The following is a 15,890-nucleotide window of genomic DNA, read 5'->3' as shown; positions in this document are numbered from 1 at the left end:
TCTTCCTATCCTGAAGATTATTGTTTTGAATCTTCTAGTCTAAGTCCCTCTCCTATTGCGAGGAGAGGTTATACATGAGGGAATAAAAAATCAAATAATTAATTACTGGTTGAGGTGCAACTAGAGTGAAAGAACCTTTTCACCACGAGCAATACCAGATACACCAGAACGAACAACTTCTAAAATTGTGTTTTCTGCAAGTGCATCAATAAAGCCATCAATTTTTTCAGTTGTACCCGCAATCTGAATGGTATAAGTCGTTGGAGTAACATCAACCACTTGAGCACGAAAGATATCCGCTGTGCGCTTAATTTCAGCACGTGCAGAACCCAATGCTTTGACTTTAATCAGCATCAGTTCACGCTCAATGTGTGCGCCTTCTGACAAATCAACCACTTTAACCACTTCGACCAACTTATTCAGCTGTTTGGTGATTTGCTCAATTTTATGGTCATCACCATAAGTGGTTAATGTCAAACGTGACATGGTTGGATCTTCAGTTGGTGCGACATTTAAAGTTTCAATGTTATAACCACGTTGAGAGAACAACCCCACTAAACGAGAAAGCGCACCAGCTTCGTTTTCAACGAGTACAGAAATAATATGTCTCATTCAGTACGCTCCCCTTTAGACAACCACATATCTTGCATAGATTGACCTGCAATAAGCATCGGATATACATGCTCGGTACGATCAACCATCACGTTAATGAATACACATTTATCGTTAATCGCCATTGCTTCTTTAAGCTTAGATTCAAGCTCATCCGCATGGTCAATCTGGATACCTACATGGCCGTAAGCTTCCATCAATTTTGGAAAATCGGGTAATGACTCAACATAAGAACTTGAATGACGTCCTTCATAGTTCATATCTTGCCATTGTTTTACCATCCCCAAAGCACGGTTGTTCAAGCACAGAATTTTCACATTTAAGCCATATTGCTTACATGTAGAAAGCTCTTGGATACACATCTGAATCGATGCTTCACCTGTGATACACACCACTTGTTGATCTGGGAATGCAAGCTTCGCAGCCATGGCATAAGGTAAACCCACACCCATTGTGCCTAGACCACCTGAGTTGATCCATTGACGTGGACGTTTGTATTTGTAATACATCGCACCAAACATTTGATGCTGACCAACGTCAGAAGTAATGATCGCTTCACCATTGGTTACTTTGTCTAATACTTCAACCACTTGTTGTGGTTTCATCACACCATTTTCACCTGGCGCATAACGCAAACCATGTACTTTGCGCCATTCGTTGATTTGTGACCACCATGCCGAGATATCTTCAGGGTTTGGTTTAGAAACATTCATTTGTTTCAATTGAACCAACATCTCTTGAAGTACTGGCTCTACCGCACCCACAATTGGGATATGCGCCATAATGGTTTTTGAAATCGTCGCTGGGTCGATATCAATATGAATCACTTTCGCGTTGGTACAGAACTTCGCTGGATTATTGGTTACACGGTCATCAAAACGCGCACCGATCGCCAAGATAACATCAGCATTATGCATACTCATATTGGCTTCGTATGTACCATGCATACCCAACATACCCAAGAATTGCTCATCATCGCCTGGGAACGCACCCAAACCCATCAGCGTATTGGTCACTGGGTAATTCAATAAATGCGCCAATTCAGTCAGTAATGCAGAAGCATTGCCTTGAACAACACCACCACCCGTATAAATCACAGGGCGTTTGGCATTAATCAGCTCATCAATGGCTTTACGAATTTGACCTGAATGACCGCGGTGAGGTGGCTGATAAGAGCGCATCTTCACTTTTTCAGGATATTCATAAGCAAACTTGTCGACAGGATTGGTAACATCCTTCGGAATATCAACCACAACAGGACCCGGACGACCTGAAGCAGCAATATAAAATGCTTTTTTAATAACGGCAGGAATTTCACTTGCATGACGCACTTGAAAACTATGTTTTACGATCGGACGAGAAATACCGACCATATCTGTTTCTTGGAATGCATCTTCACCAATAAGATGGCTGGCAACCTGTCCAGACAAAATCACCATTGGGATTGAGTCCATATAGGCTGTAGCGATTGGTGTTACAGTGTTGGTTGCGCCAGGTCCAGAAGTGACCAGCACTACACCTGTTTTACCCGTCACACGTGAGTAAGCATCTGCCATATGACCAGCAGCTTGCTCATGACGTACGAGGTAATGATTGATTTTATCTTGTTTAAATAGCGCATCATAAATATGTAATACTGCGCCGCCTGGATATCCAAAAACATGTTCAACGCCTTCGTCCGCCAATGCACGAACGAGCATTTCACCACCAGATAAAAGTTCCAACGTATTCACCCTAATCTTTATTCCACAGCGCTATGGGAGACACAGGCCGTGTTTCATTCATTGATTGTGCGCTCTGTTATAGCACACATATTTACTAGTTTTTGCAGCAATAAAAAAATAAATCGTCACGCAGCTGTTTGAGCTGTATGAATCACTGAAATATGTTGGGATAAACATGCTTCGGTAGAGTCATTTTCTCGGCTTAGAGAAAATGTTATTGCTTGCTTTGATATTTTTACTCGAAGGGTGATCGAAAAAAACATCTGAAACTAAAGCAAGCATTTTTGTAGTTTTAGCGAACAAAGTCAAGGTTTCTATCAGGCTTTTTATTGTTTATTTACCAAGCGTTTATTTTTAAAACTATTCCTTTTTTTTGGTTGTCTTATAAATAAAATTTTCAAAGACTTATAAGCCAATAAAATTGCAAAAGAATTATTTAAAATTTTATTTTTCTGTATAAAATAAATACGATTTTTAAAATACCCAGATCAAGCGAAAACAATCCGATGTATATTAGATAGCAGAATGATTTTTCGTTTTCATCTGAATAAAAAATGACTCAAAGGTTTTATAAAATGAAACAACGTCAACGCTTTGCACACACGGCTTTTGTATCGACAATTTTTGCCTTATTCTCTGTGGTTGGGGTCAGCGCCAGTCATGCAAAACAGTATTATAAATGGGTAGACAGCAAAGGCTCTACCCATTACACCACCACACCGCCGCCGAAGAATGCGCGTAGCCAAAGCAAGGTGAATACTTATGGCTATCATGGAGATTCGACACCCACCAACCCAACGCCAACAGCTCAGCCGCATACACCACAAAATCAGCCTCAAAATGGGCAACCACAAGGTACTCAACCGGTAACCCCAGCACCAGTGGTTAACCCACCGAATATACAACAGCCCAATGTCGCACCACAAAATGGGCAAAATACACCTATTAGTGTTGCCCCAGTCAATAATTAAATTAAAAGTAAAATCACAAGTTTTTCAGATTTAAAAGCGCGCAAAATTCACTTTTTGATGGATTTTGCGCTATGCTGTGTGCACAGTTTTTTAACCATTATTCTCAAATACATTTATGACTACTCATATTGACCCTGAATATCAAGCAAATGCGATTGAGCCTCAAGTCCAAAAAGACTGGGAAGATCGCAAATCGTTTAAAGTTGCCGACACTGTAGAAGGTCCACGTCGTTATATCCTCTCGATGTTCCCTTACCCAAGCGGCAAACTGCATATGGGTCATGTGCGTAATTATACTATTGGTGATGTGATCAGCCGTTTTCACCGTCTCAAAGGTGAAACTGTGCTACAACCGATGGGTTGGGATGCTTTCGGCTTACCTGCTGAAAATGCAGCGATTGCCCATCAAGTTGCGCCAGCAAAGTGGACCTTTGAAAACATTGCATATATGCGCGATCAATTGAAGAAACTTGGTCTATCTGTCGACTGGGATCGCGAATTTGCCACCTGTACACCAGAGTATTACCACTGGGAACAATGGTTATTTGTACAGCTCTATAAAAAAGGCTTGATCTATCGCAAGCTGTCTACAGTGAACTGGGATCCTGTAGACCAAACTGTTCTTGCAAATGAACAAGTTGAAAATGGACGTGGTTGGCGTTCAGGTGCATTGGTAGAAAAACGTGATATTCCAATGTATTACTTCCGAATTACCGATTATGCACAAGAATTATTAGACGATTTAGATACCTTAAAAGACGGTTGGCCACAACAAGTTTTAACCATGCAACGCAATTGGATTGGTCGTTCAACGGGTATGGACATTACCTTCCCGTCGGCAAATCCTGAAGTTTATGCAGATGGTTTAACGGTTTATACCACACGTGCCGATACCTTGATGGGGGTAACTTATGTTGCGGTTGCAGCTGAACATCCTCTAGCGCTCAAAGCTGCTGCGATTCAATCTGAAGCAGGCAAGCCAGAACTTGCTGCCTTTATTGAAGAATGTCGTATGGGTTCTGTTGCAGAAGCGGATCTTGCGACTGCTGAGAAAAAAGGCATGGCAACAGGTTTATCTGTTAAACACCCTGTTACGGGTCAAGATATCCCTGTTTGGATCGCAAACTATGTATTGATGTCATATGGTTCAGGCGCGGTGATGGCCGTTCCAGCACATGATGAACGTGATTTTGAATTTGCCAATAAATTCAACTTACCAATCAAACAAGTCATTGATGCCAAAGGCTCAGATGATGCTGAATACTCTGCGTCTGAATGGCAGGAATGGTACGGTTCTAAAGAAGGTAAATTGGTCAATTCGTCTGAATTTGACGGTTTAGACTTCCAAGCTGCTTTTGATGCATTCCTAAGCAAATTAGAACCACAAGGTCTTGCCAGCGCTAAAGTTCAATTCCGTTTACGTGACTGGGGGGTTTCTCGTCAACGTTACTGGGGTTGTCCAATTCCGATGATCAACTGTGATAAGTGTGGTCAAGTCACTGTTCCAGAAGATCAACTGCCTGTTGTTCTTCCAACAGATGTGGTTCCAGATGGTTCAGGTAATCCTTTAAATAAAATGCCTGAATTCTATCAAACAAAATGTCCAAGCTGTGGTGGTGATGCACGTCGTGAAACCGATACTTTGGATACCTTTGTAGAATCATCTTGGTATTATGCACGTTATGCTTCTCCTGATTTCACGGGTGGTTTAGTTAAACCTGAAGCTGCAAAATCTTGGTTGCCTGTAAACCAATATATTGGTGGTGTAGAGCATGCCATCCTACATTTACTTTATGCACGTTTCTTCCATAAACTTATGCGTGATGAGGGTGTGGTACAAGGCAATGAACCATTTACCAACTTATTGACTCAAGGTATGGTTTTAGCGGATACCTTCTATCGTGAAGCGGAAAGTGGCAAAAAAACTTGGTTTAATCCTGCGGATATTGAGTTAGAAAAAGACGAGAAAGGTCGTGTACTTTCTGCTAAATATTCAGGTGACGGTCAAGACGTTGTGGTTGGTGGTCAAGAGAAAATGTCGAAATCGAAGAATAACGGTATCGACCCACAAGCGATTATTGACCAGTACGGCGCGGATACCGCACGTGTATTTATGATGTTTGCTGCACCACCAGATCAATCTTTAGAATGGTCTGATGCGGGTGTCGAAGGCGCAAACCGTTTCTTAAAACGTGTATGGCGTTTAGTTGCAGGCTTCCTTGAAAAAGGCAACCATGCAACAGCAATTGATGCTTCGAAACTTTCCACTGAAGCACAAGACCTGCGTCGTAAAACCCATGAAACGATTCAAAAAGTGGGTGATGACATCGAACGTCGTCATGCATTCAATACTGCGATTGCAGCTTTGATGGAATTACTCAATGCCAGCAATAAGTTTGAAGCAAAAGATGACAACGATGTTGCTGTAGCACGTGAAGCGATTACCACTTTATTGACTTTACTTGCACCATTTGCACCACACTTAAGTCAGACCTTATTGACTGAGTTTGATATCGATTTAACTTCGGTACTGTTCCCTACGGTTGATGAGTCTGCATTAACACGTAATACACAAACCATCGTAGTTCAAGTCAATGGTAAGCTTCGTGGCAAATTAGAAGTCTCTGTCGATGCATCGAAAGATGAATTATTGGCATTGGCTAAAGCATTACCTGAGGTTCAGCAATTCTTAACCGGTCCAACCAAGAAAGAAATTGTAGTTCCAAATAAGCTTGTGAATTTGGTGGTTTAAAAAGCTTTTAAGCCTCCCTTTCTAAAAGGGAGGTTTGGAGGGATTTTATGAAAAAAATCTCCCCTAACCCCTCTTTAAAAAGAGGGGGACTAAATGCAATAAACAAAACCCAAACAAAGCCCGTTGTCATTCAACGGGCTTTGATTCTAAAATGGCGTGAATTTATAAAGATTAAATATTCCATATCCAATGGAATTTCATGAGGACAAAGCATGCATTTAGTTCAACGTGTTGCTGCAGTTGTATTAACTTTGGGTCTGAGTGCGGGCTTAGTAGGTTGTGGCTTTCATTTAAAGGGCACCAATGCCCAAGCAACGCCTTTGGTTTACACCAAATTACAACTGGTGTTACCAGCGAATACTGAAGATCTTGAAAAGAAACTCAGTGTTTATTTAACGGCAACAGGTGTCCAACTGAGTAATTCAAGTGACGCTTATGTATTACGAGTATTAGACTATAAACCTGTTCGTCATGAGTTAAATGGTAAATTGGTAGAAACACTACTCCGTCTAAGTGTTACTTTCCAGATTGAAGATAAACAAGGGAATCCGATTACTGAACCTCGGACCTTAAATGCATCTCGTAGTTATCAATATGATGTTGCAACGGTCAACACAGATGATCAACAATATAAATATCTGAGCCAAATTTTGATTGATGACATTGCACAACAAATGTCACGTCAAATTGCAGCCAATCGCTTACCTAAAGCACGTACTCTTTCGACCCAACCTGTAGCGCAATAATTCTATGAAACTTGACTATTTACAAGCCCTTAAACGTGTTGATGAAGCGCGAGGTGTTTGGATTTTACATGGTCAAGAACCACTTCTAGAACAAAACCTACTCGATGCTTTAAGAAAAAGCTGGGCAAAACATGAAGTAGAAAGACAACGCTATGATCTCAATAGCGTTTCCGACTGGAAAAATGTCTTTAATGCTTTGAATAGCTTATCTTTATTTTCTCAAAATCTGGCACTTGAAGTCCATGGTAATATCAAACCCGATGCCAATGGACTCAAACAACTCAAACACTATATTCAGCATAATGAACACAACTTGCTTGTGATCATTATGCCCAAACAAGACTCAAGTAGTCTAAAGTCAAGTTTCTTTCAAACCGTTGAAGCCAATGGTGTTGTGATTGCTTTAACCGCAAATTATCCGCAAGACCGTCAACGAATATTGTCAATCGAAGCAGATCAGCTCGGTGTCCAGTTAAATCAAGATGCCTGGATCTGGCTTGAGCAACATCATGAACATAATCTTTTGGCTGCCAAAAATAGCCTAATGCGTGTTGCCGACACCTTCCCAGATCAAAAGCAGATTTCAATTGAACATTTACAAGAATGTTTACAGGATCAATCACGTTATAGCACCTTTGATTTAAGTGATGCATTGATTGCTGGAAACTTGGCACTTTCGATTAAAATTTTCCAATATCTTGTAGAGTCAGGCGAACCCAACAGTTTAATTTTATGGACAATTAGTAAAGAAATGCGTCTTTTGATGCAATTGTATGAACAACCACAAAATGCCTTACAGCTCGGCATCTGGAAAGCCAAGATTTCGTTGTATCAACAAGCACTTAGACGCTTAAATCCACATTCATTTTTAACTTGGCCACAACTGTTATTGCGTGTAGATGCTGCAATCAAAGGACTCAGCAAAGAAAGTCCAGAACATATCATTCAACAATGTATTGCTGAGTTATGTGGAAAAACTTTATTTATCAATGCTTAGGTAAATATTATACAGAATAATTCTCATTTCCATTTATTTTAAAAAATTCACGCTTTATCCTTATTTAATCATTATAATTTGATCAATTTTTCTCTCAGCCCAATTATCGCTATGCCAAAAATAAAACCAGCCAAAGCCATTCTTATAGCGGTTTGTCTTGCCATCATTGCCGCAATCGCATGGTACGTATTAAAGCCTAAAAATACACAACCGCAGTATATAACCTCAGAAGTCAGACGTGGTGATATTGAAGATGCAGTTCTTGCAACAGGTGATTTAGAAGCAACCAAGATGGTGAGCGTTGGTGCGCAGGTTTCAGGTCAAGTTAAAAAAATGTACGTCAAGCTGGGTGACCAAGTTAAACAAGGTCAACTGATTGCACAAATTGATTCAGTGCGTCAAAGCAACGATTTAAAAACGGCTGAAGCCAATATTAAAAATCAACAGGCTCAGTTGACAACCAAACAGGCGACTTTAGCCAAAGCTGAGGCAGAATATAACCGCCAAAAAAATATGTTTGCACAAGATGCAACCTCTAAAGCAGATTATGACAGTGCCTTAGCCGCATTTAAAACAGCACAAGCTGATATTGCTTCGATGAATGCACAAATTGAACAATCCAAGCTTACACTTGCAACATCACAAGAAAACTTAGGCTATACCCGTATTGTTGCACCTATGGATGGTACCGTGGTAGCCATTGTGACCGAAGAAGGTCAAACGGTAAACGCCAACCAAAGTGCACCAACTATTGTGAAACTTGCAAAATTGGACACCATGACCATCAAGGCACAAGTGTCTGAAGCAGATGTCATGAAAGTTCAAGAAGGTCAAAAAGTTTATTTCACTACACTGGGTGATAGTGAGAAAAAACGCTATGCAACACTGCGTCAAGTAGAGCCAGCACCAGAATCAATTAATACTGAAACATCAAGCAACTCATCTTCATCATCAACAAGTACAGCGATTTATTATAATGCCCTATTCGATGTACCAAACGATGACGGTAAACTCCGAATTGATATGACCGCACAAGTATATATCATTCTGGCTGAAGCCAAAAATGCACTGACTGTTCCTGCTGCGGCATTACAGTCTTCAAACCGCCCACAACGTGCCAATAAATCCGCAAATGGCGCATCTGGTGCAAATTCAACTCGTTCAGCATCTGCACCTCAAGGTCAAGCAAATAAAAATGGACAAAATGCTGCTGATCGCCCAGAACGCCTTGAACTCACCGCAGATGAAAAGACTTTGATTGATCAGGGTAAAGCTTCGGTTTCGATTGTTCGTGTTTTACAGGCAGATGGTAGTGCTCAACGTAAACAAGTTTTAATTGGTTTAAATAACCGTGTAACCGCCCAAGTACTGCGTGGCCTCAATGAAGGTGATCAAGTTGTACTAGCAGATGGTTCAGATACATCCAATGACTCTGCAAAACGAAGCAATAAAAACAGTGGCCCAATGAGACTCTAAGCATGGATCAGAACAATCATCAGATCAAACCTCTACTTGAGGTCAATAATCTGATTCGTGAGTTCCCTGCGGGTGAATCCACTATTCAGATTTTAAAGAGTATTAACCTTAAAATTTACCCCGGCGAACTGGTTGCTATTGTTGGGCAATCTGGTTCGGGTAAATCGACATTGATGAATATCTTGGGCTGTCTTGATCAACCCACATCAGGTAGTTATCAAGTCAATGGACGTGAAACAGGTCAACTTGAACCCGATGAGCTCGCGCAATTACGCCGTGAATATTTTGGCTTTATTTTCCAGCGCTATCACTTATTGGGTGATTTAAATGCCGCAGGAAACGTTGAAGTCCCAGCGATTTATGCTGGTATGGATCCGAGTGTGCGTCAAAAGCGCTCACATGAAATCTTGACTGACTTAGGACTCGGTGAAAAAACTGAAAACCGTCCAAATCAGCTTTCGGGTGGACAACAACAGCGGGTTTCGATTGCCCGTGCTTTGATGAATGGTGGTGATGTCATCCTTGCGGATGAGCCAACTGGTGCACTAGATAAGCACAGTGGTGTTGAGGTTATGCGTATTTTACGTGAGCTCAATGCTAAAGGGCATACCATTATTCTGGTTACCCATGATATGAATGTGGCAAAAAATGCGACACGTATCATTGAAATCAGTGATGGTAACATCATCGCGGATAAGCCAAATGTTCCCGAACATGATGATGAGATTGATGTTGTTGTCGATCCAGAACCTAAGTCGAATCGTAAAAAGTCATCTAAATGGCGTTCTGCATTGGATCGTTTTGCAGAAGCCTTCCGTATGGCCTTGCTGGCAATGAATGCCCACCGTATGCGTACCTTTTTAACCATGCTGGGTATTATTATCGGGATTGCATCTGTGGTCTCGGTGGTGGCTTTGGGCAATGGCTCACAAAAGCAGATTCTTGATAACATCAGCAGTTTAGGCACCAATACCATTACCGTCTTTCAAGGACGTGGCTTTGGTGATAACTCGAAAACAGCACAGTTTAAAACCTTGGTTCCAGCAGATGCTGAAGCACTCTCAGAGCAACCTTATGTCGAAGCAGTCAGTCCAACAGTCAATAGTAGCGTAACAGCACGTTTTAAAGACACCGAAGCTTCTGCAACCGTCAATGGTGTCAGTGCTGATTTCTTCTATGTGCGTGGTATGACCTTTAAATCTGGGCAAGCTTTTGATAAAAACAGTATCACTGGGCGAGCGCAGGATGTGGTGATTGATGCCAATACTGAAAAGACTTTCTTTGCAGATGGCACTAACCCTGTAGGTCAAGTGCTGTTATTGGGGAGTGTTCCAAGCCGAATCATTGGTGTGATTGATGCACAGCAAGGCTTTATGGGCAACTCAGACAGTCTCAATGTTTATCTGCCTTATTCAACTGTCATGAGCCGAATGTTAGGACAATCCAATGTTCGTAGCATCATCGTACGTATTAAAGATGAATATCCAACTGCGGTTGCTGAAAATGCCATTTTAAGTTTGTTGGAACAACGTCATGGCGCACAAGATGTCTTTACTCAAAACTCTGACAGTATTCGTCAAACCATTGAACAGACCACACAAACTATGACTTTATTGGTTTCAGCTATTGCGGTGATTTCACTGGTTGTCGGTGGTATTGGGGTAATGAACATCATGTTGGTGTCGGTGACTGAGCGTACCCAAGAAATCGGTGTGCGTATGGCTGTAGGTGCTCGGCAAAGTGACATTCTGCAACAGTTCCTGATCGAAGCTGTTTTGGTGTGTATTTTGGGCGGTATCTTAGGGGTTCTGCTCTCTTTAGGCATTGGACAGTTGATTGGACATATTGCCAAAGGCAGTTTCCAAATGGCGTATTCAAGCACCTCTATCATTGCGGCATTTGTATGTTCAACCTTGATTGGTGTGGTATTTGGATTTATCCCAGCTCGCAATGCAGCACAGCTCAATCCTGTTGATGCACTTTCGCGTGAATAACCGAAGAATAAGGAAATTATTAATGCAAATGAATTTAAGCAAACTTGCAAGCGCCTTGATTCTTGGGAGTTCATTGGTCGGTTGTGCGGCTGTGGTTAAAACCCCATACGAGGCCCCTGCTGTGCAAATTCCAAATGGTTTTGTTTATGACAATGCAAAATCTAAACACGTTCAGGCAGATTTATATGCAGATCAGTGGTGGACCTTATTTGGTGATGCTCAGTTAAATCAACTGGTCAATCAAGTGATTCAACGCAATGCTGATTTAGCTGTTGCAGGGATTAACTTACAAACAGCCCGTTTAAGAGCTGGCTTAGCGCGAGACCAACAAGGGCCTCGTGTTAATTCTGGAGTATCTACAGGCCATAGCTTTGACCTTCATTCAGGTGATGATGCTGCCAAAGGTCTATCTCTCAGTGCGGGTGTCAGTTATGAAGTGGATTTGTTTGGAAAATTAGCACGTCAAACGGAAGCATCGAAGTGGGAATCTTTAGCCACTGAACAAGACTTACAAGCGACTGGGCAGACCTTAATTGCCACAACCGCAAATTTATATTGGCAATTGGGTTATTTAAATGAACGTTACAGCTCTGCCCAACAAAGCCTAGCTGCTACTCAAAAAACCTTTGAATTGGTGCGTACTCAATATCGCGCTGGCGCTGTTTCAGGACTAGATTTGACCCAAGCTGAGCAATCGGTACAAAGCCAAAAAGCCAGTTTAAGTCAGATTGAACAGCAACGTGTTGAAACACGTACCGCTTTGGCCGTGTTATTACAAATACCTGTGCAACAGTTAAATATTCAAGAACCACAGCAATTACCGCAGATCAGTCTACCCAATATCTCAGCGGGTTTACCGGCAGATATCTTGTCGCGCCGTCCTGATTTAAAAGCAGCCGAATTGCGTTTACGTGAATCTTTGGCGACCAAAGATGCCACCAAAGCCAGCTATTATCCTTCAATCAGTTTGACGGGGAATTTAGGTTCAACCAGCACATCATTGACAAATTTATTGAAAAATCCTGCCCTGACTTTAGGCGCAAGCTTAAGCCTGCCGTTTTTGCAATATAATGATATGCAAAAGAATTTAAAAATCAGTGAACTTGACTATGAAAAAGCCATTGTTCAATATCGCAATACCTTGTACCAAGCTTTTGCAGATACTGAAAATGCATTGTCGAATCGTACTGAGCTAGATAAACAAGTCGCCTTTCAACAAAAGAACTTGGAACTTGCGGAAAAAACAGAACGTTTGACCAATGTACGTTATCGTAATGGTGCAATTGCTTTAAAAAATGTTTTGGATGCCCAAGAAACCACACGTAGTGCTCGTTTGTCTTTAGTCCAAGCCAAGCAAAGCCAATACAATGCTTATGTCACTTTGATGCAAGCTTTGGGTGGCAGTCCGATTAAGCAATTACCTTAAGAATGTGTTGAGATAAGAAAGCCCTGAGGGGCTTTTTTATTTGATTATTTTTCCAAATGTATCAAGTTGGTATGTTGTCGAAGCATCAACAATATAGGGATCTTTAGTATCAACCTGACATTCATTTTCCACATTCTGAGGCCATTTAGGTTGTTTATCCGCACGAATAAATTTGTTCCGAGTATTCCCTAAAATTTTGATCATTGCTCGTGAGTAGAATGATCGAATTTCACTTTGATAATCTAAAGCAACGATTTCCTTACTAGTTTCTAAAGACTCAGGGTGTGCTTCGATATTTAGACAATAACTTAACTTTTCAGCGGGTAGGCGATGAATTACACCTGCTACCTTTTTATTAAAATAAAGTTTCTCAGGTCCATTATTCATATATTCTTTGATAAATTCCCATATCTCCAGTGTCTCTTGTTTTTTATTCTTACTGAGTGCAAAGGCAAAGGTATAAACTATCAAATCTTTGTTATCCTTGATAAACCCTTTGACTTCCCAAAAAGTACCCTCATATCCACCAAGTCGACTATTTAAAATAAAGTCAATTTTATTCCAATCACCTATGAATATTTGGCCACTTACATCATAAACATAGACTTTTTGATTTATTCTGTTGAATCGGATTGGATAATAGTTATAGCCTAATTTTTCATACTTTTTAAAATTCTGAAAGCCTTTATAAAAAACATAAAGAATACAAAAAAATAAAATATGCATTGGAGAAAAAACTACTATAAAAGCTAATAAACTTTCATCATCACGAATTACTGTAATATAAAAAAATATAAGCCAAACAATTAAAATAACCGGAACTGCTACAAAAAAAACACCGAGCAAATTAAAATAAGAATTCCCCTTTAAGAAAAAGCTATTATTCACACATTCCATATAGGTAGAATTCATTTTTATAAAATTATAGCTATGAGAAATATTTGATTTATAAGTGGCTCTTTTGGAAAGAATGTTGTCCTTTTCTTTTGGGGTTAGATGTCTATCATTCTTATAAACTGGGTATTGTAAAGTGCCATTTAGCATAGTTAACCTATTAATATAATTAAAGATAGAAGCGCTTACGCGCTTTATCATTTATCTTTCATCTCAAACATACTAAATTCAAAGTTGTCTTTAAAGCTAATTTCCTCTGGTCGTTCTTTTTCCATTTTATTTTTAAGGATGACCTCTTTATGCCATATAGGTAGAGGCTTTATATTAAGCAATATTCGTCTTGCAATAAAATTACACACGTCAAAAGGATAGGAAAATAAAGCAGGAACCCAGTTATCATGATAAATGATTCGAAATGACTTCCATGTATCTCGATAACTTTCTTTTGCACCAATGACCTGCTGACAAAATGTCAATTGAGTAAAAGGGTCTATCGTTCCATACATCGGATTAGGCTTGGGATACAATTCGTCTGGTCCTTTATGCATAAAATGACAAATAAATGACCATAAGCCTTGGGTATTACCCCAACCAATCATAGGAAAGCCAATGACAAAACTATGTTTTAACAGACCATGTTCAACAATATGCGCTCTCAGTTCTCTTAAGGTAAATCCAGAAAGCCCAAAGCTTGTACCCATCACATAAACAACATCTTTCCAATCTCGTTCTATATACTCAGCATCAGTTAAATAAAAAAATACTTTGCCTGTTTTTCGGTTAAATAAAATCGGTTTACAAATAGATTTTTTATGATCATGCTTAAAGTATGGTCTCAAAAAACCATATAATGTAAAAAACAATAAGAATAAATAAACAGATATAACAAATATATATTTATAAATCCCTTCACTATAAAATGGTTTGATCAACATATACATTAAACAACCAATTAAAAAAAGAACTAAAGGTGATATAAAAACAAACATACTAAGTGATTTACCCAATCTTGCATAAGATTGATCGATCAGTTCAATATAATCATCATTCATTCTTAGAAAAGACCAGTTATGATTGCGTTTAAATTCATCATGAGGATTTAAAAGTACATCACCTTTATCTAATTTTGAAAAAGGTATGTTTTCTTTAAACACATCATAACCAAACACATGTTTTTTAATTTTACTTTTCATCATGCAACCATTTTACTGATGCTTCCAAATATCAAACTCTCAAAAAAATAATTTTCTTTTTAATTCCAAAAAATCAAAGCGCTTGCGCGCTTTATCATTTATCTTTCATCTCAAACATACTAAATTCAAAGTTGTCTTTAAAACTAATTTCCTCTGGACGTTGTTGTTCCATTTTATTTTTAAGGATAACCTCTTTATGCCATACAGGTAGAGGCTTTATATTGAGCAATATTCGTCTTGCAATAAAATTACCAAGATCAAAAGGGAAGGAAAATAAAGCAGGAACCCAGTTATCATGATAAATGATTCGAAATGACTTCCATGTATCTCGATAACTTTCTTTTGCTCCAATGACCTGTTGACAAAACGTTAACTGCGTAAACGGGTCTATTGTTCCATACATTGGGTTAGGCTTTGGATACAATTCTGCTGGTCCTTTATGCATAAAATGGCATATAAATGACCATAAACCTTGGGTACGGAATATACCCATCATTGGGAAGCCAATAACAAAAGTATGTTTTAAAATACCTTCTTCAACGATATGCGCTCTAAGCTCTCTTAAAGGTGCACCTGAAAGACCAAAGCTATTCCCCATCACATAAACAACATCCTTCCAATCTCGCTCGATATACTCAGCATCAGTTAAATAAAAAAATACTTTACCTGTTTTTCGGTTAAACAAGATCGGTTTACATAATGGTTTCTTATAATCATATTTATAAAAAGGACGAAAAAAAACAAAAAAGCAAAACCATATTATAAAAACAACAGAAGTTACAATCAAGAAAGTTATAAATATTGAATCATTACTATCACCACCAAGAGTAAAATATAAGTATAAAAAATATAATGCAATTAACATAAGTGGAATTACAAATATAAATGGGCTTAAGCCTTTTCCAAGTCTTGCATATGACTGATCTATAAGTTCTATATAATCATCATTCATTCTTAGAAAAGACCAGTTATGATTACGTTTAAACTCATCATGAGGATTTAAAAGTACATCACCTTCATCTAATTTGGAAAAAGGTATGTTTTTTTTAAATACATCATAACCAAACACATGTTTTTTAATTTTACTTTTCATAAGAGAGCCATT

At 39.3% G+C, this 15,890-nt stretch carries 12 protein-coding genes; 7 read left to right on the top strand and 5 right to left on the bottom strand.

Annotated features, from left to right (window positions below; genetic code table 11):
• Positions 1–120 precede the first annotated feature (120 nt).
• A complete protein-coding gene (gene ilvN / locus L3V46_RS02565) occupies positions 121–612 on the bottom strand; it encodes an acetolactate synthase small subunit (protein WP_004725868.1) in 492 nt (163 codons plus the stop codon).
• The gene (locus L3V46_RS02560; RefSeq protein WP_034612315.1) at positions 609–2,336 is read right to left on the bottom strand and encodes an acetolactate synthase 3 large subunit; all 1,728 of its coding nucleotides are present in this window, start codon (positions 2,334–2,336) and stop codon (positions 609–611) included. The genes ilvN and L3V46_RS02560 overlap by 4 nt, the downstream gene beginning before the upstream one ends.
• A gap of 575 nt (positions 2,337–2,911) precedes the next feature.
• Between L3V46_RS02560 and L3V46_RS02555 the strand changes: the two genes are divergently transcribed.
• The 7 genes from L3V46_RS02555 (at position 2,912) to L3V46_RS02525 (ending at position 12,698) form a co-directional block, all read left to right on the top strand.
• Entirely contained in the window at positions 2,912–3,307 is a 396-nt protein-coding gene (locus L3V46_RS02555; protein ID WP_239044848.1) for a DUF4124 domain-containing protein, read from the top strand.
• Between the two features lie 115 nt (positions 3,308–3,422).
• Positions 3,423–6,059 (top strand): leucine--tRNA ligase, encoded by a 2,637-nt coding sequence (gene leuS, locus L3V46_RS02550; protein WP_239044847.1) that lies wholly within the window; start codon positions 3,423–3,425, stop codon positions 6,057–6,059.
• A gap of 212 nt (positions 6,060–6,271) precedes the next feature.
• Positions 6,272–6,805, top strand: a complete 534-nt coding sequence (locus tag L3V46_RS02545; RefSeq protein WP_004725857.1) for a hypothetical protein — start codon at positions 6,272–6,274, stop codon at positions 6,803–6,805.
• 4 nt (positions 6,806–6,809) lie between these two features.
• Positions 6,810–7,802 carry a DNA polymerase III subunit delta gene (gene holA / locus L3V46_RS02540; RefSeq protein WP_239044846.1) on the top strand — a complete coding sequence of 331 codons (993 nt, stop codon included), beginning with the start codon at positions 6,810–6,812 and terminating at the stop codon, positions 7,800–7,802.
• A 111-nt stretch (positions 7,803–7,913) separates the two neighbouring features.
• Positions 7,914–9,278, top strand: a complete 1,365-nt coding sequence (locus L3V46_RS02535; RefSeq protein ID WP_239044845.1) for a MacA family efflux pump subunit — start codon at positions 7,914–7,916, stop codon at positions 9,276–9,278.
• Between the two features lie 2 nt (positions 9,279–9,280).
• On the top strand, positions 9,281–11,272 hold the full coding sequence (locus L3V46_RS02530; RefSeq protein ID WP_239044844.1) for a MacB family efflux pump subunit: 1,992 nt from the start codon (positions 9,281–9,283) through the stop codon (positions 11,270–11,272).
• A gap of 22 nt (positions 11,273–11,294) precedes the next feature.
• Positions 11,295–12,698: an efflux transporter outer membrane subunit gene (locus L3V46_RS02525; RefSeq protein WP_096735183.1), complete on the top strand. Its 1,404-nt coding sequence runs from the start codon at positions 11,295–11,297 to the stop codon at positions 12,696–12,698.
• Between the two features lie 36 nt (positions 12,699–12,734).
• Here L3V46_RS02525 and L3V46_RS02520 read toward each other — a convergent pair whose 3' ends face one another.
• The 3 genes from L3V46_RS02520 to L3V46_RS02510 form a co-directional block, all read right to left on the bottom strand.
• Positions 12,735–13,793 (bottom strand): DUF6708 domain-containing protein, encoded by a 1,059-nt coding sequence (locus L3V46_RS02520; RefSeq protein WP_239044843.1) that lies wholly within the window; start codon positions 13,791–13,793, stop codon positions 12,735–12,737.
• Complete coding sequence (locus L3V46_RS02515; protein WP_239044842.1) at positions 13,790–14,785, bottom strand: DUF6708 domain-containing protein; 996 nt, start codon at positions 14,783–14,785, stop codon at positions 13,790–13,792. Before L3V46_RS02515 ends, L3V46_RS02520 begins: the two co-directional genes overlap by 4 nt.
• Before the next feature lie 94 nt (positions 14,786–14,879).
• Positions 14,880–15,878 (bottom strand): DUF6708 domain-containing protein, encoded by a 999-nt coding sequence (locus tag L3V46_RS02510; protein ID WP_239044841.1) that lies wholly within the window; start codon positions 15,876–15,878, stop codon positions 14,880–14,882.
• Positions 15,879–15,890 lie beyond the last annotated feature (12 nt).

The organism is Acinetobacter sp. AG3 (assembly GCF_022343575.1).
GTDB lineage: Bacteria > Pseudomonadota > Gammaproteobacteria > Pseudomonadales > Moraxellaceae > Acinetobacter > Acinetobacter guillouiae.
This window is presented reverse-complemented; position numbering and strand designations above follow the sequence as displayed.